The following is a 19,845-nucleotide window of genomic DNA, read 5'->3' on the forward strand; positions in this document are numbered from 1 at the left end:
TGCCGCAGGCAAAGGGGAGGGCTGGGGAGGGGTGCTTTTGCTTTCTGCTTCGGGGGGAAGCAGATTGGTCCCAAGGACCGCATGAAGCGCCGCTGGCGGTTCGCCGTCACGGCGCGTGGCGACGCATTTGTCGTCAGCAACCTCAAAAGCGTCCCTCACCCCAACCCCTCTCCCGCATGCGGGAGAGGGGCTTAAAACAAGGCTTAAAACAAGGCTTTAAGCAGGGTTTCAAGCTGCGTTAGAACGCGATCTGGGCCCACAGCCCGGCTTCGTGGCTTTCCAGTTTCTTCTTCGCCGTCTGCTGCTCCACGCGCTTGCCGACCATGGCCAGGCGCAGGTGCCGGTTCGGCTTCCACTCCACGCCCACCTGGTGATAGCGCTCGCGGGTGCGCGGGTCGATGTCCAGGCTCATGCGGGTTTCATCGTAGCGGGCAAATACGGCGTATTGCGGGGTGAACTGGTAGCTGCTCCAGGCCGACCAGGCGCGCTGGTCGTCACTGCCCGGCTTGGTGATGCGGGTCCAGTCCTCGGCGCGGACGTACTGCGCACCCACACGTGCGCGCTCACCCACCCAGCTGGCCATCGCGTTCCAGCGCTGCGCGGTGTGCTCGTGCGGCAGACCGCCGGAATCCTGTGCGCGGGTGCCGCGATAGCCACCCATCGCCAGCTCCACGCCCTTGGCCGGGGTCCAGCCCACGCGTGCTTCCACGTCGGCGCGATTGCCCAGGCGCGGCTTCTGGAAGCCACCGCCGGTCACCACCGAAGCGGCATAGACGAAATCACCGCGGCTGTACTGGCCATGCACACCGTAGTCGGCGGGCGTGCCCAGCTTGGTGCGGGCAATCAGGCCGGCATCCACGTAGCGGAAGCCTTCGCGCACAGATTCCTGTGCGATCCACGGCGTCGGTGCGTTGCCCAGCCGCAGCCAGCTGCCCTTGCCGAAGCTGCGCTGCAGATAGGCGTGGCGCAACCACAGGTCGCTGACGTCGCTGTTGCGCAGCCACTGCACGTCGGTGGTCACCTGCGCCGACCAGTTCGCGTTGAAGCGATGGTCCACGGTGATGAAGGTGCGCTTGAGGTCCATCGCCAGGCCTTCGTCGGCGGTTTCCACACCATCACGATCCAGCTGGCTGGCGTTGACGAAGATCTGCGCCGATACCCTGGTCGCCGGTGTGGCTTCCTCGGCGTTCACCATTGCCGGCATGCACGCCAGGGCCAGCGCGGCGGCCAGCGGGCCACGGGAAACAAACTGCATCACTACTCTCCTGGAGCCAGCCCTTGCTGGCGATATGCGTTCAATAACGGGCGTCTTTGGGTTTCTTGTCGCGCGGCCAGTCATTGGCCTTGCCGGCGAAATCCGGGCGTGGCTGCTTGATGAAGTACTCGGACACATTCACCGCATCCTGGTCGCTCATCACGCCCTGCCCGTACGGCGGCTCGCGGTTCACACCCAGCGGCATGTTGTGTTTGACGAACGCGGCGGCCTTGTACAGCCGGGCCATGCCGGCGCCGATGTTGAACGAGTCATCGCCCCATAGCGGCGGGAAGATGTATTCGTTGAACTGATCCTTCATGCCCTCGCCGTTGTCACCGTGGCAGCTGGCGCATTGCGCGGCGTAGATCGCCTCGCCCCGCACCGCGTCCGGCAGCAGGGTGTTGTCAATCGGCCCCTCGGTCTTGCCCGCGACGCGTGCGCCCTGCGGCACGCCGGTGCCCAACCAGCGCATGTAGGCGAGCATGCCCTGCATTTCCGGTGATTCCACCGCCAGCTTGGTGCCGTTCATCGAGCGCACGAAGCAGCCGTTGATGCGCTCGGGCAGGTCAATTTCCTTGCCCGGCCGCGGCATGTAGCGCGGATAGGTGCTGCCGGTGTTGATGTAGTGGTTGCGCAGCGGCACCCGGCCCTGCGCCATGTGGCAGGAGTTGCAGTTCAGGCCGTTGCCGACGTTGTCCGGCAACAGGCGCGCGGTATCGCTGAGCAGGCGCCGGCCCAGCATTACCGCCTCGGCATTGGCCAGCCCGGCAATCTCCTCGGCGCTGGGCGCCAGGTACTGGCCGACCACCGTGCCCTGCTTGTCCAGGATGTCCATCGGTGCCGGCGCCGGGGCGTCCAGGTTCGGATGCATGTGCGCGTACCATGCCGCCGCACCGGCGCTGCCGGCCACGGCTACGACAAGGGCCGCAATCATCAGTCTGGCGTTCATTGCGCGGCCTCCTCCGGCAGGTAATGCACGGGTTTGTCAGCCACCACGCGGCGCATGCGCGCGATGTCGTCGGCGCTGACCGCGCTGGCGTGGTTGCCCCAGCCGTTGCGGATGAAGGTCATGATCTGTGCCAATTCGCGGTTGGAGACATGCGCGAAACCGGGCATGGTGAAGGCCATGCGGTCGTGCGGTGTATGCGGCGTCGCACCGCCGGCCAGCGTCACCTGGATCAGCGAACTGGGGTCATCGGCAAACACGATGGAGTTGCCGGCCAGCGCCGGATAGATGCGTGGCGCGCCCTTGCCGTCGGCACGGTGACAGGCCTGGCAATGTTCCGAATAAGCCAAGGCACCGGGCACGCGGTAGTCGCCGTTGCGCAGTGCTTCGGTGGTGAGGTCCTGCCTGGGTTTCCACTGCTGCGCATGGCCTTCGCGCGGCGGCAGCTGCTTGAGGTAATGCGCCATCGCCTGCAGGTCATCGGCGGTCATGTGCTGCGTGCTGTGCTCCACCACGTCGGCCATGCCACCGAATGCGGCCGAGCGATCGGTACGGCCGGTACGCAGGAACTGCACGATCTCATCCTCGCTCCATGAGGCAAGGCCGGTGCCTTCGTCGCGCAGATTCTTGGCGTACCAACCCTCCAGCACCGAGCCGGACAGGAACTGGCGGCCGGCATCATCACCCAGCGCCTTTTCCTGGAACGCCAGGCCACGCGGCGTGTGGCAGGCACCGCAATGGGCGAAGCCTTCCACCAGGTACGCACCGCGCTGCGCGCTGGCGTCCAGCGCTGGATCAGGCGCATGCGTGCGCGGCCGCGCGAACATCAGCTGCCAATACGACAACGGCCAGCGCATGCTCGCCGGCCACGGGATGGTGGCGTCCGCATTGCCCTGCGCCACCGGCTGCACCGAGGACATGAAGTACGCATACAGCGCCTTGATCTCATCATCGGAGCTGATCATGTACGACACGTACGGCATGGCCGGATACAGCGGCTGGCCATCGGCACGGATGCCGCGGCGCACCGCGCGCTCGAAATCGGCATAGCTGTAGCTGCCGATGCCCTGGCTGCGGTCCGGGGTGATGTTGGTCGAATAGATCGTCCCCATCGGCGTCTGCATGCCCAGGCCACCGGCGTAGGGCTTGCCACCCGGTGCGGTATGACAGGCCGCGCAATCGGCGACGCGCGACAGATACTCGCCGCGCTGGATCAACTGCGGATCATTGATATCCACCGTGGCGCGCTGCGGTGGAGCAAACCACAACGGCGTCGAGCGCGCGATTCCGTAGGCCGCCGCCGCGCCGGCCACCATCACCAGCAGAACTTTTGAGAACTTTCCCATTGCATCTTTTTTGTTTGAAGCTGACGCATTCTCGGCCGGCCCCGTCGGTGTCGCCCTGATCCAAATCAATAGGGCGCGTCATCGGCTGCTGTGCCCTGCGCGGTGATGCAACCGCAATGGGATGCGGGCCTTGCCAGGCAAGGCTTTGGACTGCCTGCGTGACGGGATACCGGAACATGCCGGCGCACCGATGTTCCTGGTTTCCACAACCACTGCCGCTTGCCGGAAACCGCGCCGACCACATCAGCGCGCTGGGCGCCGCCCACAAAAAAGGCCAGGCAAAGCCTGGCCTCGTGCGTTGGATGTGGTGCGTGCTTCAGCCGGCGGCGTTGGCGCTGCGCGGCTGTTGGCTGGCTTGCAGCAGGACCGTCTTCATCGAAAGGCACTGCGGGCATACCCGCTCCAGTACCTTGATTGCCGGTTCGTACACGGCCTTGCACTTGTTGCACTGGACCCTTCCAGTCGTGTTGGCTTCCATGAGCCTCCCTCTTATTCCATTTGAACCTGCACCATATGAGGGTTGCGGTGCAGGATTCAAGCTGCGGGCCTGAACAGGCGGCCTATTGCGCCATGCCCAGCACGTACAGCAACACCAGCACCGCCAGCACGCCGGCCAGCACCGCGAAGAAGATTTTCCACGCGCTGTAGGGCCGCTCACCGGCAATCTGCCCCGTATAGCCGTTGCCCAGCACCTGGAAGGTGCGCGAGCCGTAGGTGTAGCTCACCAACCACACCGGCACCAGGATGTGCTTGAAGGTACGGTTGCGGTAATCGGCCTGCACCTGCAGGTTGCGATGTGTGTCCCCGGGCACCTGCTCGGCGCACAGCGCACGGGTCTGCGCCTGCATCTGCGCTTCGCCCTGCCCTGCAGCCTGGCGCAGATCCACCTGGTAGCGCTCCACCGTCCAGCCACGCACGAACTCGGGCGAATACGGCTTCAGATCGCTGGTGGTGGGGAAGCTGCCGATCTTCTGCAGCAGTTCCGGGTGCACGCCCACCGTGCCCGGCACCAGCTCGTCATCGAAGAAGTGCTGCAGGGAACCGGCGGCGGGCTCCCAGCGCGTGCGCTGCTCCTGCCGGGTCTGCGTGTTGCCCTGCGAATCGCGGTAACTGACGGTGACGTAATAGTGATAGCCGGCCTCGGCGGTCCAGCGCGCGGCCACATTCGCGTCGAACGTCCAGTACGGCAGGTACATGCCCTTGAGCGTGTCGGTCAGCGCGGCGGTCCTGAGCCGGTTGGGCGCGAACCAGCGGCTGCCATACCAGCGGCGGATGGCATCACGCACCTGGCCGTCACTGATGCGGAACGGCAACAGGCTCTGCGGGGTGATGGCATCGCCCAGGGATTCATGGGCGATGATCGACGGCGAACCGCAAAACTCGCAGCGGTCGGCCACCTTGCCATCGACGAATACCGAAATGGCGTGGCAACTCTGGCATTGCACCTCGCGCGGCTGCGCACCGTAGCCACGCTGCGACGGCGGTGTGCCGGCCATGCTCTGCAGCATGCCCAGCGCACCGTTTTTGGCATCTTCGGCGGGCGGCAACGGCGGCGGTTGGGCGTCCTGTTTCTGCATCCGCGCCAGCGCTTCAAGCAGATCCTGCTCGACCACGCCGGTGCTGCCGTCGCCCACGCCTTCGGCGGCCTCCGACAGCGGCACGATGGTGCCGCAGTACGGGCAGGCCAGCGCCTGCTTGGCGGCATTCCATTGCAGATCCCCGCCGCATTCCGGGCAGGGATGCTTACCGACCGTCACTTTGCCCATCAGCCGCGCAGGAACTCTTCAAGTGCCGAGCGCGAGATGCGGGTGGCGTTGCCGATCTTTCGGGCTTTCAGATCGCCCGCGGCGATGGCGGCCATGACGTCTTCCACCGACACCGACAGCGCCTGCGCGGCCTGTTCCGGGGTCAACACATCCAGCGTGGCGGCGGCATCGGCGGCGGCCGGCAACGGCGGCGGGCCACCTGCGGCTGCGGCGGCCGGGGCGCCCGTCTGCATGCTGCGCATCATTTCCTGGGCCATGCCAAAGCCCATCGCCATCTGCGCCGGCACCGCAGCGGCAGCGGCGCCTTCGCCGCCCTCGCCCATGCCGTGGCCCATCTGGTATTTGACGTAATCGTTGAGGTTGCCGATCACGCCCATGCTGGAACGCTTGTCGATGGCCTGTTCCACTTCCGGCGGCACCGACACGTTCTCCAGCACGAAGCTGGTGATCTCGATGCCGTACTTGCCGGTCATGGCCGGGTTGATGATCGGCAACAGCGCCTCGCCCAGCTCGGAGTAGCGCGTGGCCACATCCAGCGCCGGCACACCGGCCTTGGCCAGGGCTTCGGTGAACACGCTGACGATGCGCGAACGCATGGTGTCGGCGAATTCGTCCAGACGGAAATTCTGGTCGGTGCCGGCCACTTCCTTGAGGAATTTGGGCGGATCGACGATGCGGAAATCGTAGGTGCCGAATGCACGCAGGCGCACCACGCCGAAATCGGCGTCGCGCATCATCACCGGGTTGGCGGTGCCCCACTTGTTGCCGGTGAACAGGCGCGTGTTGAGGTAATAGACATCGCACTTGAACGGCGATTCAAAGCCGTACTTCCAGCCCAGGATGGTGGACAGCACCGGAATGTTCTGGGTGCTGAGGGTGTGCTTGCCCGGGCCAAACAGATCGGCGTACTGGCCGGCGGCCACGAACTGCACGGTCTGCGATTCACGCACGATCAACTGCGCGCCGTTCTTGATCTGGCGGTCGTCATCCGGCCAGCGGTAGGACAGCGTGTCACGCGAGTCATCGGTCCATTCGATGATCTCGATCAGTTCCTTCTTGATGAAGCCCAGAATGCTCATGGCGGTTCCCCGGAGGACAGGATGACGATTCTACGGGCAGTTGGCGGACGCCGCCGAGATGACATCGCGCATACAGGCCGCAGCGCACCATGGCGGCAGGTCAAGGTCGCCGGAGTGCGCCATGCGAATACTCACACTGCTTCTCATCACACTGTTCGGGCTGATCCTGGGCATCGGCGGAACACGCTTGCTGACCCTGCACGGCAGCCCGTTCTATCTGTTCAGCGGCGCGGTGCTGCTGGCGGTCGCCTGGGGCCTGTGGCGGCACCGCCGCTGGTCCACCTGGCTGTACGCCGGCTGGTTGCTGGTACTGCTGGGCTGGTCGTTGTGGGAAGCAGGGTTGTACTGGTGGCCGCTGGCCACGCGGCTGGGCGTGCCGGCGCTGCTGGGCCTGCTGATCGCATTGCCCGCCGCGCGCCGCTCCAGCCCACACGGGTACACCGGCCCGGCCGGCTGGCCGGCGCTGCTGTGCGCACTGCTGGTGGCCGCGGTGGCGTTTGCCGGCATCCCCCGGCACCTGCATGAGATCAACGGCCAGTTGCCGATGGACATCGTCAACGCAGATGCCTCACTGGGTGATGACGCCCCGCCCGCGGGCGAATGGCATGCCTACGGCCGCAGTGACTACGGCCAGCGTTTTTCGCCGCTGGCGCAGATCACCCCGGCCAACGCCGGGCAGCTGGAACTGGCCTGGCAAATGCGCACCGGCGACATGCGCCTGCCCGAGGATGTGGGCGAAACCACCTATGAAGCCACGCCGCTGAAGATCGGCAACACGCTGTACCTGTGCACACCGCACAGCCTGGCCATCGCCCTGGATGCCGACACCGGCAAGGAACGCTGGCGCTTTGATCCGGCGGCCGGCATGGAGCCGCAACGGCAGCACCAGACCTGCCGCGGCCTGTCGTACTTCGTTGATCCACCGTCGCCTGCTGCAACAGCTGCCGCCGGCGCCTGCAGCGCGCGGGTGTTCCTGCCCAGCGCCGATGCCAAGCTGCACGCATTGGACGCGCAGACCGGGCAGCACTGCCCCGGCTTCGGCAACAACGGCGTGCTGGACCTGCTGCACAACATGCCGTTCAAGCAGGCCGGCCATTACTACTCCACCTCACCGCCGCTGGTGGCCGGCGGCAAGGTGATCGTGGCCGGCGCGGTCAACGACAACTATGCGGTCAACTCGCCTTCCGGCGTGATCCGCGCCTACGACGTGCGCACCGGCGCACTGGTGTGGAACTGGGATTCGGGCAACCCCACGCAGACCGCGCCGCTGGATCCGAACGACCCCACGCAGACCTACACCGCCAGCTCGCCAAACAGCTGGGCGGTGGCCAGTGCCGACGAAGCGCTGGGCCTGGCGTACTTCCCGATGGGCAACCGCACCCCGGACCAGTTGGGCATGTACCGCTCGCCCGCTGAAGAAAAGTACGCCTCATCGGTGGTGGCGCTGGACCTTGCCACCGGCCAGCCGCGCTGGGTACACCAGTTCGTGCATCACGACCTGTGGGACATGGACACGCCCGCGCAGCCAGTGCTGGTGGACCTTGATCTGCCGCAGGGGCGGACGCCTGCGCTGGTGCAGCCGACCAAGCAAGGCGATGTGTACGTCCTGGACCGCCGCGATGGCAGCGCGCTGCTGCCGGTCAACGAGCGCCCGGCTTCGCAGCATGTGGACATCCCCGGGCAGCGCGCCGCGCCCACGCAGCCGTACTCGGCCCTGAGTTTCGAGCCCAGGCCACTGCGCGAAGCGGACATGTGGGGCGCCAGCCTGGTCGACCAGATGCTGTGCCGCATCCAGTTCCGCTCGCTGCGCTACGACGGCCGCTACACCCCACCCACCGTGCAGGGCAGCATCATCTACCCGGGCAACTTCGGCACCTTCAACTGGGGCAGCGTGGCGGTCGATCCACGCCGACAGGTGATGTTCGGCATGCCGACCTACCTGGCCTTCGTCTCGCGGCTGGTGCCGAAGCAGGAAATCCGCGGCCGCGAAATGAACAAGGGCGAGCACGGTCTGAACGAGAACAAGGGCGCCGACTATGCCGTGGAAATGACGCCCTTCATGTCACCGCTGGGCGTGCCCTGCCATGTGCCACCGTGGGGCACGGTGGCCGCAGCGGACCTGCGCACCGGCAAGATCGCCTACCAGCACCGCAACGGCACCATCCGCGATCTCTCACCGCTGCCGCTGCCCATCCGCATCGGCGTACCGGGCATCGGCGGCCCGTTGCTGACCGCCAGCGGCGTGGCCTTCATGAGCGCGGCCACCGACAACAACTTCCGCGCCTATGACCTGGCCACCGGCAAGGTGCTGTGGGACGTGCGCATTCCCGCCGGCGGGCAGGCCACACCGATGACCTACCTCAACAGCCAGGGCGAGCAGATGGTGGTGCTGGTCGCCGGCGGGCATGGCTCCATCGGGACCAAGGCGGGGGATTACGTGTTGGCTTATCGGTTGAAGAAGTAGCGATAAGGCGCCCCCTCTCCCCAACCCCCGCTCCGCGCCCCGGCCCTTGCGCCGGCGCAAGGTCGTTCAAGGAGCAGCGAACCAGTGGTTCGCAAGCTGCTCCTTTCACCCCGCGAGGGGAGAGGGGCTTTAAAGCTGCAGTTGCAAAAACTGCTTCAAATTGACGCGATCCGAGCCCATCTCCCCTTGCGGGAGAGGGGTTGGGGAGAGGGGTTGCTTCTGGCCTACGACAGCAGGAGCAAGAGCGATGCTCTGCTCTTCAAATCAATCGAGAAGATCGTAGAAATCCACGGCTTCGGCCGCCCCCTCTCCCCAATCCCTCTCCCGCAAGGGGAGAGGGACTCCAAAGCTCTATCCTAAATCCATCTGCGGCACGTCATACCACTTTGCTTCCGGGAAACGCTGCTTCACGTGGCTGCGGATGAACTCACGGCTATCCGCCGCAATCACTTCGTCGTTGCTGTCGTCACGGCTGTTCCAGGCCACGCCATGCAATGGAATGCCGCGCGCGGTGATCGCTTCCAGCGACAGCAGCGTGTGGTTGATGCTGCCCAATCGGCCGGAGGTCACCAGCAGCAACGGCCAGCCGTGCTGTGCGACGTAATCAATCGTCAGCAGTTGTTCGGTCAACGGCACCATCAAGCCGCCGGCGCCTTCCAGCAACACTTTTTCATAGCGCGCGCACAGCCGCGCCGTCGCCTGTTCGATGGCGGCGAAATCCAGCGCGCGTTTTTCCAGGCGCGCGGCCAGATGCGGTGAAGCCGGGTACGCAAACAACACCGGCATGGTCGTGCCGTCGCGGTCTTCGTCGAACAACCCCGTGCCCATGATGCGACGGTGCAGCAGGATGTCATCCGATGCGCCCACGCACCCGGTCTGCACCAGCTTCTGGGTGATCACAGCCTCGCCCTGCTCGGCCCATTGCCGCGCCAGCCAGCCGGTCACCACGGTCTTGCCGATCTCGGTGTCGATGCCGCTGACGAAGATCACCTGCCCGTTCATGCCCGCATATCCTCTGCTTCCAGCCCGGCCACCAGCGCGACCATGCCAGCGCACAACTGCTGCAGCTGTGCATCGCTGATCACATAGGGCGGCATCACATACACCAATCGGCCAAACGGGCGGATCCAGATGCCCTGCTCCAGCATCCGTTGCTGGATGCGTTCCAGCCGTAACGGTGCCTTCAACTCAATCACGCCAATCGCGCCAAGCACGCGCACGTCGGCCACCTGCGGCAGTGCGCGGGCCGGTGCCAGACCGTCCTGCAACGCGCGCTCAATGGACGCCACGCGCCCGCGCCAATCCTGCGACAACAACAACTGCGTGGATGCCAATGCCACCGCGCACGCCAGCGGGTTGGCCATGAAGGTCGGGCCGTGCATGAACACACCGGGCTCACCGGAGGCGATCACGTCGGCGATGTCGCGCCGGGTGATGGTCGCGGCCATCGTCATGTAGCCGCCGGTCAGCGCCTTGCCGATGCACAGAATGCCCGGAGTGATGCCGGCATGTTCGCAGGCGAACAAGCGGCCGCTGCGGCCGAAGCCGGTGGCAATCTCATCGCAGATCAGCAGCACCTCATGCGCACGGCACAGCCGGGCAAGTTCGCGCAGGTACTGTGGGTGGTAGAAGCGCATGCCACCGGCACCCTGCACGACGGGCTCGATGATGAAGGCGGCCAGTTCATCACCGCGCTCGGCAAACAACTGCGCCACCGGCGCGATGTCGGCGGGGTTCCACTCGCCGTCGAACGGTGTCTGCGGCGCAGGCACAAAACAGCGTTGCGGCAGCGAGGCACCAAACAGGCCATGCATGCCGGTCACCGGATCACACACCGACATCGCGTTCCAGGTATCGCCGTGGTAGCCCGAACGCGTGGTGGCAATGTTGTTCTTGCGCGGCAGCCCGCGCGCGGCCTGGTACTGGATGGCCATCTTCAGCGCCACTTCCACCGACACCGAGCCGGTGTCGGCATAGAAGATCGCATCCAGCGGCTTGGGCACGATCTCCAGCAGCAGCTTGCCCAGGGCAATGGCCGGCTCATGGGTGAGCCCACCAAACATCACATGCGACATGCGTCCGAGCTGGTCGATGGCCGCCTGGTTCAACACCGGGTGGTTGTAACCGTGGATGGCGCACCACCACGAGGCCATGCCGTCGATCAGCTGCGGGCCGTCTTCCAGTTGCAGCAGCACGCCATCGGCGCGCGCGACCTTGAGCACCGGCACGGGGCTGCCAAGCGCGCTGTACGGGTGCCACAGATGTTCACGGTCGAAGGAGTCAATCAACATCGTTCATCATTCACACCGCTGACGGGCGGCTTGGGGGCCGTACCTTACCGCTTGCCGGGGGTGCCTGCATGCATCAGCGGCAGCGGGTCCAATGGCCCGTCCCTGCCATAGATGCCGTAGTGCAGGTGCGGCGGTGTGCCCTTGGCGTTGCCACTGTCGCCAACCCTGCCCAGCACATCACCCGGCTGCACAAGATCTCCCATCGCCAGGCCCGGCGCCCAGTCCTCCAGGTGCGCGTAGTAATGCCGCTGTCCGCCCGGGCCCATCACCCAGACCTGCTTGCCGCCCAGGCCGCTGTCACGCACGGTTGCCACCACGCCCTGCGTGGCCGCCAGCACCGGCGTACCACGCTTGGCGAAAATGTCGACACCGTGGTGCTGTCGGTCCCTGCCGCGCGGCGCACCGAAGGTATCGCCGATCTGGCGCGCGCGTATGCCCTGCACCGGCACGCTGATCGCCGTGGGTGCAGGCAGCCGCATCAATGACCAGCTGGCGCGTGCCACCACCGCGAAGGGCTGTTGCCAGAGCCAGGCGGCGGCCACGATCACCAGCAACAGGACGACAATCCACACACGTCGCGAGGATGATTTTCCACGCATTTACGGTTCTTCCGATAACTGACGAGTGCTAAAACTAGCAGCCCGAGCAGCCGTCCCGCCACGCCGCCGTGCCGGCAATGGAAGCGCCGTCACCACTTCCCATTCGCTTCACATTAGCCCCCTCGAATGTTCACACAGCCACGCTAATTTCAGGCCTCCGCAGCGCATGACGCGCTGCCTGCCCGGTGAGCAACGCGCTGATGGAACTGCTGATAACGATGTTTGCCCTGCCCGCCGCGCTCTACTTCATGCTGATGTTGATCGTGGGCTTCTTCAGCCGGCTGCTCTTTGATGCCATCGCCGTGCTGAGCTTCCTGCTGCTGTTGATGTCGTGGCTGGCCAGCAGCGGCTTTGATGCACTGGTGCTGTTCCTCATGACGTGTGTGCATGTCGCGCTCACCGGCCTTGCACGATCGCAACTACCGAAACTGGAACGCGACTACCGGCGCAGTGCGCAATCGCAGGCGGACGGCAACCATTGAGGCCACTGCCCGCCTGCGGATTCAACGCTCAGAACGCGCCCTGCACCGCCACTTCCCAGCGGCTGCCGGCGAAATCCTCGCCAAACAGGTCGCGTGCATTGCGATCGGTGGCATGCGCACTGAGCCGCAGTTCCACCGGCGCGGCAATGGCCCAGATTGCGCTCAACTGCCCGTGTGCATAACCACCGCCGGGCGCGTCCTGCAGCGTGTAGTAGCCGGCCATCGCCTCCAGCCGCAGACGCTCGTTGACCGGCACGCGCGCGCCGAGCTGGCTGTACAGGCCGTCCTGGGTGGTGCCCAGTGCTTCGGGCGACCAGGCCAGCGACAGCCAATAATTGTGCTTCCAGGTGAGCGTGGTGTTGAGCTCGGTCCAGTTCAGATCGACCGTGGTGGACGGATAGTGGTAATGCAGCACGTTGGCGTCCAGCGCCCAGTCCTCGCTCAATTGCCGGCCCCAGCCCACGCTGAAATCCAGCTCGCTGCTGGCATGGGTGTCAGGTGCGAACTCGACACTGGAACCCCAGGCCGACGCATAGAAGCCGCTTTCGGTGGCGACTTTGAAACCGGCCTGCACCGCGGCGTCGCCGTGGCTTTGGCTGGAGCCGCGCCAGACATAGTCGCTGGTGAGGGCGGCACTGCCGCTGATGTCGTGAGCGGTGGCGGTGCCGGTGGCGGCAGCGGCCAGCAGGACAAGCAGAACGCTGCTACGGCGCAACAGGCGCCGGGAAGGTTGAAAGGTGTTCATCAGGTTTCCAGAGTGGCCACGCACACTGCGCGTCCCTGTGGAAATGATGTCGCCAGCCCGCATAAACCGACGATGGCGATGCGGCCGCAGTGCTATCAAATCTGCGTAAAAAACAGGCGCCGCAGCATGACCCTGCTGCGCGACGCCTCAGCCGGGCGCCGGCAGAAACACCGGCGGGCCTGCACCGTCCGGCGGTGGTTGTGCGAACGCCGGCTCCACCTTCAAGGGCCCCCCGTCGCTTTCGCAATGCGTGAAGCGCCATTGCGAGGGCCTGAAGCGTGCCTGGGCACCATCGGGCTCCCCGGTAAGAAACTCCGCCTGGATGTCATAGTCGATCAGCGGCGTGTGGAACCAGGCGTTCTGGCCGGCCTTGCAGTCCACATAGGGGCGTGACGGATCGGGCACCCAGTCATTCTGCTCGGCATCGTAGTGATGCATCGGGCCCACGCGCTGGTCCCGTGCCAAGGTCAGACGGCCCGGCGACGTTTCAAGTGCACTCACCCACAGGCCGGCCACTTCCACCGGCTGTGGGAACTGCAGGGCATCCAACCCACGCAGGCCCAATGCACGCTGCGGCTCACCGTTGTCGAAGGCATCGTAAAGATTGACCAGCGTTCCTGCGGGAACGTGCAGCTCGCCGTACTGGAAATCCCGGTCCAGCACGAAGCGCCTGCGGCTTTCCTTGTACCACTGCTCGATCGCAATGCCGCGCTCGATCTGCGTGAATGCGTAGTACACATAGCCGATCCAGCCGCAGGACAGCACCGCCAGCACGCACAGGATGCGGATCTTCCAGCTGAAGAATGCCTTGGCACTGCCGCGCTTGCGCAGGAAGAAGTGCAGCGCGTACAGCACCAGCGAAGCGGTCAACAGCCCGCCCAGCAGCGGCAGCAGGAAAACCAGCACCAGCAGTTGCCATGAAATGAGCGGGCCAGGAATCATCGCCAGGTGCATCCATCTGAAACAGTCGCCGGGCATGGTACCCGCCCACGGCTGGCCCGGGAGCGGCTTATCCATCGGTGGCATATCAAGCAAACACATCGGCATCAACGCAGTGCCGATTGGCCTGCATGGGTACGTTACGTTGGCCGGCAACCCCGGCAAAATGACGCCCCCCGCCCGCACCCGTGCTGATGAAGCCCCTCTCCCCGCCCCTGCAGTCACTGCGCAACTGGTTGAGCATCGAGCGCAACCAGACCAATCACGGTGAGAAGTGGATATCGGCACTGGGCGCGTTGATCGGCATCACCGTGGTCTACCAGTTGGCGCACTGGTGCTTCCCGCACGGTTTCGGCGGCTCACCGGGCGGCGCGATCCTGCTGGCCTCGATGGGCGCTTCGGCGGTATTGGTGTTTGCAGTGCCACATGGCGCGTTGTCACAGCCGTGGTCGGTGATGGCCGGCCACCTGGTTTCCGCCTTCATCGGTGTGAGCTGCCAGAAACTGGCGCCGGACCAGGCCTGGACCGGCGCGCTGGCGGTGGGCCTTGCCGTCGGCGCCATGCATTACCTGCGCTGCATCCATCCGCCCGGCGGTGCCACCGCACTGGCGGCGGTGATCAGCGGCAGCGAGGTACATGCGCTGGGATACCAGTACCTGCTGACGCCGGTGGCGATCAACGTGGCTGCCATTCTGTTGGCTGCGGTGCTGTTCAACGCCTGCTTCGCCTGGCGGCGTTACCCGGTACACCTGCACCGGCGGCGGCAACCCAGCACACCAGTGGCATCGGCACAGCGCAGCGTTGACCTCACCCAGGAGGACTTCCATGCCGCCATCAGCCAGCTCAACTCGTTCGTGGACATCACCGAGGACAACCTCACCGAGTTGCTGGAACTGGCCAAGCAACATGCCGAGCGCGATGCATTGCACCCAGCCTTGATCGAGGCCGGGCGCTATTACAGCAATGGCCGCCTGGGCCGCGCGTGGAGCGTGCGCCGCGTGTCGCTGACGCCGGCGCTGGAGGGGCCGGCCCCGCAGCGGATGGTCTACGCCGTGGTGGCGGGCGATGGCATCGGCAATATCGGCCATGCCACCGCCGATGATCTGCGCCAATGGGCCCGCTTTGAAGTTGAACCGCAACAAGGTGGCCGCTGGGCCAAACTGCAGCCCAGCTGACCTGCCTGCCCAGGTATCAGCCTGCGTTCCAGGTGCCGCCGCCGTGCGCACAGCTGGCCGGCAGGTTCGCCAGGTCTTCCGGCGTGCGCTCGTAGTAGTAGCCGTCGAACCCGCCACCAAACACCTTTGTGCAACTGCCCTGCGACGGTGAGGGGCAACTGTCCATGTACGTGACCTCGCCGGCCTTGCCACCCATCTGCGCCGAGGTCTGTGCCAGCCCTTCACAGAGACGGCGCAGGTCCGCCTCGGTGGAATTGGCGGCGGTCTGCACGCAGTCACGCGAACGGATGGTGGTCCCCATGAGTACGAATTCACCGGCGATCATGCAGGCATGCGTGGTAGCTGCCGGTGTCGTCGATGCCGGCACACTGACGATGTTGTTCGCCGCGGGCGCGGGTGCCGGCGCTGCTTCCGCAGGCCCGGCCTGCGGCGCAGCGGCGGTGTCAGTCGTCGGCGCAGTGCCACCACAGGCGCTCAACGCCAGGCATGCGGCCGTCAACACCGCCAACCGATACTTGCTCACAACTGCCATACGGCCTCCTTGCATACGTGTGTGTGCGGCCAATGATAGGTCATCGGCCAAACCTGAATCTGTCCGCCGGCATCGGTAACACCCGGCCTTCGCGCCGACTCCACACTTTCACAACGTGCCCCGAGCGATGGTGGCCGTTCCCGGCGCATGCCGCCGTGGACATGAAGGCGGCCACTGTGGCTGCCATTGCCCGAGGTTCGCCCATGTCGTATGTCGATGGTTTCATCGCGGCCGTGCCCACGGCCAACAAGGAAAGATTCATCGAACACGCGCGCACCGGCGATGCGCTGTTCATCGAGTTCGGCGCGCTGCGCGTGGTGGAGTGCTGGGGAGATGACGTACCCCACGGCCAACTCACCGACTTCTTCCGCTCGGTGCTGGCCAAGGAGGACGAAACCGTGGTGTTCTCGTGGATCGAATGGCCCGACAAGGCCACCCGCGACGCCGGCATGCAGAAGATGATGGAAGACCCGCGCATGGATCCGGCCAACAACCCCATGCCGTTTGATGGCAAGCGCCTGATCTACGGCGGCTTTGCACCGCTGCTGGAACTGACGAAGTAGGCCGCGACGGCGGCATCAATCGCGGTCGGGCGCGCCCAGCGGAAACAAGGGCCGATAGGGGCGCGCCTCTTCCACCGCACGCGCGAAGGAAGGCCGCGTCAGCAGCCGTGCCCGGTACGCACGCAGCAACGGATAGTCCTCGCCGATGCGGTGCACCCAGTCGGCATAGAACAACGACGGCGCGGCGGCGCAATCGGCCAGGGTGAATGCATCGCCACAGGCCCAGTGGCGGCCCGGCAATTGCGTCTCGGCCCAGGCGTAGCCCAGCTCCAGCTTGTCGCGCGCATGTGCCAGTGCATCACGCGCCTTGTCCGCATCGCCAGTCAAGGCGCCGCCTACCGCGTGTTGTACCGGGCTCATCACATGCAGGTCGAAGAAGCGGTCGAGGAAACGCACCTCCAGCGCCTGCCGCGTGTCATCGGGCAACAGACGCACCGCACCGGGCCGGGTGTGCTGCAGGTATTCAATGATGATGCTGGTCTCCACCACCGCGTGGTCGCCATCCAGCAACAACGGAAACTTGCCCACGGGCCAGCGCCGCAGCCATTCGGCGGCATGCTCGGGTGTTTCCGGGCCCAGGCAACGGAACTCGAAGGGGATGTCGTTCTCGTACAGCGCAATCAGCACCTTCTGCGTGTACGAGGAAAACGGATGACCGTAGAACGCGAGCGACATGGTTGCACTCCGCAGGGACACACGTCCCGACGGCGCCCGTTGTAACGCTGGCCCGCAGACCGTGCAACTGCAGCGGCAGGTGTGCTCAGCGCGGGGCCGGGCAATCGCTGGGCGCGGGCTGGCCGGCAAAGCGCTGCGTGATCCAGCCAAGCACATCGTCAGCCGATGCGATGGCCGTGGTTGCGTGGCCGGTATCGGGCAATGACAGATAGCGCGCCGTGGCCCCGTGCTGGCAACTACGCTCAAAGAAGCCGCGCGTCACCGTTGGCGTCACCAGCGTGTCAGTGTCGGACTGGACGACGAGCACGGGCGGGCTGTCGGCATCCAGCGCATGCAAGGAGTTGCGCGCCATCAGACCATCCCAGGGCGCGCGTCCACTCAGGTCCAGGCTGCCCAGCCGCAACCGCAGACGCAGCACGCGCAGCAATGCCCCCGCCGACATGCGGTCGCCTTCGCAGGCGTTGGTCGCGCGTTCGATGACACCGCGCGTGGTGCGGTCGGCAATGGTCGATATATCCGCGTCGTAGACCTTCGACCAGCTTTCAGCGGTAAAGGCGGTGAGCATCGCGCGCACGGTGACATCGGCCTGTTTCATGTTCTCGGCCAAGTCGGTGGGCGGCGACACCGCCGCAATGCCGAGCAGCTGCAGCTCCGGTGCATAGGACGCAGCACGGCGACCGCTGAACAACGCCGCATGGCCACCTTGCGAGTGGCCCCAGGCAACGAAACGCTTGCCGGCATGCGCCCGGGCAAAGCCGCGCGCCGCACGCACCGAATCGAGCACGGCCGCTGCCGCCGCATCGCCCACCAGATACGCATGCGGGCCGCGTGTACCCAGGCCGGGATAATCCGTGGCAACCACCACCCAACCACGCGCCAGCATCTCGGCAAGGCCGGGAATCTGATCCAGTGTGCGGATCGGCGTACAGCGGGAGGCGATGCCTACCGTGCCATGCGCCCAGGCCACCACGTCGCGGCCGGCCGCCGGCGCTGCGCCATCGGGCACCACCAGCACGCCGCTGGACTGCGTGCGCGCGCCGTCGACATCGGTGGTTTCGTAACGGATGCGCCACGCCTGGGCGCCGGCAGGTGCATCACTCATGGGTTTGGCACTGAGCAACTGCCCGGGCGCGGCGGCAGCTGGCAACGCAGCCCACACACACACCGCGGCCAGCAGCACCCACGCAACCCTTCTGCGCAACACACTTTGCATCACCACGCGCTCCGTTGAACGAAGGGTTCCAGTCCCTGCCGCCTTCAATCAGCGGCGTTGCCGGCCGCTTTCGGCGTTTCGATCAAGGCCTGGCCCGCGCGCAGCAACTGGATGAACTGTGCACGCTCGCCTTCGGCATCCTCGCCACGCGCCTGGCGTGCAGTGGCTTCGATCTGCTCCCAACTCCAGCGCGGCATGCGCTCACCGCCGCGTAGGGCGTCGGCAAAGCCGGCCACGGCCGAGGCAAAACGCAGCGACTGGCTGGGCGTGGCCTGAAGGCTGCTGGCCAGGATCGGGCGGGTAATGAGTTCGCTGCTGTCCTTGTCCGGCAGCTTGTAGCGCAAACGCACCTCGGCCACTTCATCGCCGTGGGCCGTGGTGGCGGCGGGCTTTTCCGCGTAGCGCAATGCCGGCAACTGCTCGGCACCACTGCCGACCGGCACGATTTCATACAACGCGGTGACTTCGTGGCCCGGGCCGATATCGCCGGCATCCACCTTGTCGTTGGCAAAATCCTCGTTGTTGAGCACGCGGTTTTCATAGCCGATCAAGCGGTACTCGGACACACGCGCCGGGTTGAACTCGACCTGGATCTTCACGTCGCGGGCAATGGTGAACAAGGTGCTGCCCATCTCGCGCACCAGCACGCGGCGCGCTTCGGACAGGCTGTCGATATAGGCGTGGTTGCCATCGCCAACATCGGCCAGGCGCTCGGCCATCGCATCGTTGTAGTTGCCGGTGCCAAAGCCCAGCGTGGTCAGCGCCACGCCGCTCTTGCGCTGGTCGGCCACCAGCGTTTCCAGCGCCTGGCGATTGGCCACGCCCACGTTGAAATCACCATCGGTTGCCAGGATCACGCGGTTGGCGCCACCGGGCACGAACGACTGCTTGGCCATGGCATAGGCCAGTTCGATGCCCGCACCGCCGTTGGTGCTGCCACCGGCCTGCAGCTGCTCCAGGGCGGCGAGAATCTTGCCGCGCTGGTCACCGCTGGTCGGCTCCAGCACCAGCCCGGCCGAGCCGGCGTAGGCCACGATGGCGACGCGGTCCTGCTTGCGCAGCTGCGGAATCAACTGCGCGAACGCGCGCTTGAGCAGCGGCAGTTTGTCTTCCGAATACATCGAGCCGGAGGTGTCGATCAGGAACACCAGGTTCATCGGCGGCAGGCTGTCCTGCGCCTGCTCGTAACCCTTGATGCCGATCATCAGCACCTGCTTGCGCGCGTCCCACGGCGCGGTGGCCAGCTCGGTGTGCACGCGGAACGGCACGGCCTTGTCGGCCGGCGCTGCGTAGTTGTAGTCGAAGTAGTTGATGAACTCTTCGGCACGCACCGCATCGGCCGGTGGCCGCACGCCGCGTTCAAGCATGCGCCGCACATTGCTGTAGCTGCCGGTGTCCACATCCACCGAGAAGGTGGAAACCGGCTGCTCGGTGGTGCGCTTGACCGGATTGTCCTCCGGCCGTTCATAGACCTCGGTATTGACCTCGGGCACCACGCGCGCGCCCGTCACGACAATGGCATTCAGGCCCTGCGCCGGTGCCCGCATCATCCGCGCCGACAACGGTGCGGGGGGCGCCGGCGGCGATGGCGGCGCAACCATGTAGTGGTTCGCAGGTGCTTCGGCCACCTTCTTTGAACACGCGGCCAACATCATTGCCGCCATCACAACCACTACACCTGTATGCAACCGCATGGGCCAGCTCCTTGCCTCGGGATGGGCGGAGCATAACCCTCCGCCCGTGTCCTGCATAAGCTCGGCCCCGCGGCCTGTGGC

General features: G+C 65.7%; 18 protein-coding genes. 4 read left to right on the plus strand and 14 right to left on the minus strand.

Going from position 1 to position 19,845, the window contains the following annotated elements; all coding sequences use genetic code 11:
• Positions 1-238: 238 nt before the first annotated feature.
• From ACVOLO_RS12755 to ACVOLO_RS12775, 5 genes are all read right to left on the minus strand, one after another.
• Complete coding sequence (locus ACVOLO_RS12755) at positions 239-1,255, minus strand: hypothetical protein (protein ID WP_481570684.1); 1,017 nt, start codon at positions 1,253-1,255, stop codon at positions 239-241.
• Between the two features lie 40 nt (positions 1,256-1,295).
• On the minus strand, positions 1,296-2,204 hold the full coding sequence (locus ACVOLO_RS12760) for a c-type cytochrome (protein ID WP_481570685.1): 909 nt from the start codon (positions 2,202-2,204) through the stop codon (positions 1,296-1,298).
• Positions 2,201-3,547, minus strand: a complete 1,347-nt coding sequence (locus ACVOLO_RS12765) for a c-type cytochrome (protein WP_481570686.1) — start codon at positions 3,545-3,547, stop codon at positions 2,201-2,203. The genes ACVOLO_RS12760 and ACVOLO_RS12765 overlap by 4 nt, the downstream gene beginning before the upstream one ends.
• A gap of 560 nt (positions 3,548-4,107) precedes the next feature.
• Positions 4,108-5,313, minus strand: coding sequence for a hypothetical protein (locus ACVOLO_RS12770; RefSeq protein WP_481570687.1), 1,206 nt, complete (start codon positions 5,311-5,313; stop codon positions 4,108-4,110).
• On the minus strand, positions 5,313-6,392 hold the full coding sequence (locus tag ACVOLO_RS12775; RefSeq protein WP_481570688.1) for an SPFH domain-containing protein: 1,080 nt from the start codon (positions 6,390-6,392) through the stop codon (positions 5,313-5,315). Before ACVOLO_RS12775 ends, ACVOLO_RS12770 begins: the two co-directional genes overlap by 1 nt.
• A gap of 121 nt (positions 6,393-6,513) precedes the next feature.
• Between ACVOLO_RS12775 and ACVOLO_RS12780 the strand changes: the two genes are divergently transcribed.
• Positions 6,514-8,856 carry a membrane-bound PQQ-dependent dehydrogenase, glucose/quinate/shikimate family gene (locus ACVOLO_RS12780; RefSeq protein ID WP_481570689.1) on the plus strand — a complete coding sequence of 781 codons (2,343 nt, stop codon included), beginning with the start codon at positions 6,514-6,516 and terminating at the stop codon, positions 8,854-8,856.
• 351 nt (positions 8,857-9,207) lie between these two features.
• Here ACVOLO_RS12780 and bioD read toward each other — a convergent pair whose 3' ends face one another.
• Genes bioD through ACVOLO_RS12795 form a run of 3 tightly spaced genes read right to left on the minus strand, consistent with a single transcriptional unit; the run spans position 9,208 to position 11,746 of the window.
• A complete protein-coding gene (gene bioD, locus ACVOLO_RS12785; protein ID WP_481570690.1) occupies positions 9,208-9,858 on the minus strand; it encodes a dethiobiotin synthase in 651 nt (216 codons plus the stop codon).
• Positions 9,855-11,147: an adenosylmethionine--8-amino-7-oxononanoate transaminase gene (bioA, locus tag ACVOLO_RS12790; RefSeq protein WP_481570691.1), complete on the minus strand. Its 1,293-nt coding sequence runs from the start codon at positions 11,145-11,147 to the stop codon at positions 9,855-9,857. The genes bioD and bioA overlap by 4 nt, the downstream gene beginning before the upstream one ends.
• A gap of 44 nt (positions 11,148-11,191) precedes the next feature.
• On the minus strand, positions 11,192-11,746 hold the full coding sequence (locus ACVOLO_RS12795) for a M23 family metallopeptidase (protein ID WP_481570692.1): 555 nt from the start codon (positions 11,744-11,746) through the stop codon (positions 11,192-11,194).
• A 200-nt stretch (positions 11,747-11,946) separates the two neighbouring features.
• Here ACVOLO_RS12795 and ACVOLO_RS12800 point away from each other — a divergent pair, with 200 nt between their 5' ends.
• A complete protein-coding gene (locus ACVOLO_RS12800) occupies positions 11,947-12,228 on the plus strand; it encodes a hypothetical protein (protein ID WP_481570693.1) in 282 nt (93 codons plus the stop codon).
• 28 nt (positions 12,229-12,256) lie between these two features.
• Here the strand turns inward: ACVOLO_RS12800 and ACVOLO_RS12805 are convergent, their stop codons facing one another.
• Both ACVOLO_RS12805 and ACVOLO_RS12810 read right to left on the minus strand, forming a co-directional pair.
• Positions 12,257-12,973 (minus strand): TorF family putative porin, encoded by a 717-nt coding sequence (locus tag ACVOLO_RS12805; protein ID WP_481570694.1) that lies wholly within the window; start codon positions 12,971-12,973, stop codon positions 12,257-12,259.
• Between the two features lie 147 nt (positions 12,974-13,120).
• Positions 13,121-13,990: a hypothetical protein gene (locus ACVOLO_RS12810; RefSeq protein WP_481570695.1), complete on the minus strand. Its 870-nt coding sequence runs from the start codon at positions 13,988-13,990 to the stop codon at positions 13,121-13,123.
• A gap of 116 nt (positions 13,991-14,106) precedes the next feature.
• Between ACVOLO_RS12810 and ACVOLO_RS12815 the strand changes: the two genes are divergently transcribed.
• The gene (locus tag ACVOLO_RS12815; RefSeq protein WP_481570696.1) at positions 14,107-15,087 is read left to right on the plus strand and encodes an HPP family protein; all 981 of its coding nucleotides are present in this window, start codon (positions 14,107-14,109) and stop codon (positions 15,085-15,087) included.
• Positions 15,088-15,103: 16 nt separating this feature from the next.
• Here ACVOLO_RS12815 and ACVOLO_RS12820 read toward each other — a convergent pair whose 3' ends face one another.
• Entirely contained in the window at positions 15,104-15,619 is a 516-nt protein-coding gene (locus tag ACVOLO_RS12820) for a hypothetical protein (protein ID WP_481570697.1), read from the minus strand.
• Positions 15,620-15,822: 203 nt separating this feature from the next.
• Here ACVOLO_RS12820 and ACVOLO_RS12825 point away from each other — a divergent pair, with 203 nt between their 5' ends.
• Positions 15,823-16,182: a DUF1428 domain-containing protein gene (locus tag ACVOLO_RS12825; RefSeq protein ID WP_481570716.1), complete on the plus strand. Its 360-nt coding sequence runs from the start codon at positions 15,823-15,825 to the stop codon at positions 16,180-16,182.
• 15 nt (positions 16,183-16,197) lie between these two features.
• On the opposite strand, the gene ACVOLO_RS12830 is transcribed toward ACVOLO_RS12825, so the two are convergent.
• From ACVOLO_RS12830 to ACVOLO_RS12840, 3 genes are all read right to left on the minus strand, one after another.
• Entirely contained in the window at positions 16,198-16,857 is a 660-nt protein-coding gene (locus ACVOLO_RS12830; protein ID WP_481570698.1) for a glutathione S-transferase family protein, read from the minus strand.
• Between the two features lie 85 nt (positions 16,858-16,942).
• Entirely contained in the window at positions 16,943-18,070 is a 1,128-nt protein-coding gene (locus ACVOLO_RS12835; RefSeq protein ID WP_481570699.1) for an alpha/beta fold hydrolase, read from the minus strand.
• Between the two features lie 44 nt (positions 18,071-18,114).
• Positions 18,115-19,764 (minus strand): vWA domain-containing protein, encoded by a 1,650-nt coding sequence (locus ACVOLO_RS12840; RefSeq protein ID WP_481570700.1) that lies wholly within the window; start codon positions 19,762-19,764, stop codon positions 18,115-18,117.
• Positions 19,765-19,845 lie beyond the last annotated feature (81 nt).

It is taken from the genome of Stenotrophomonas sp. STEN056 (assembly GCF_056759635.1).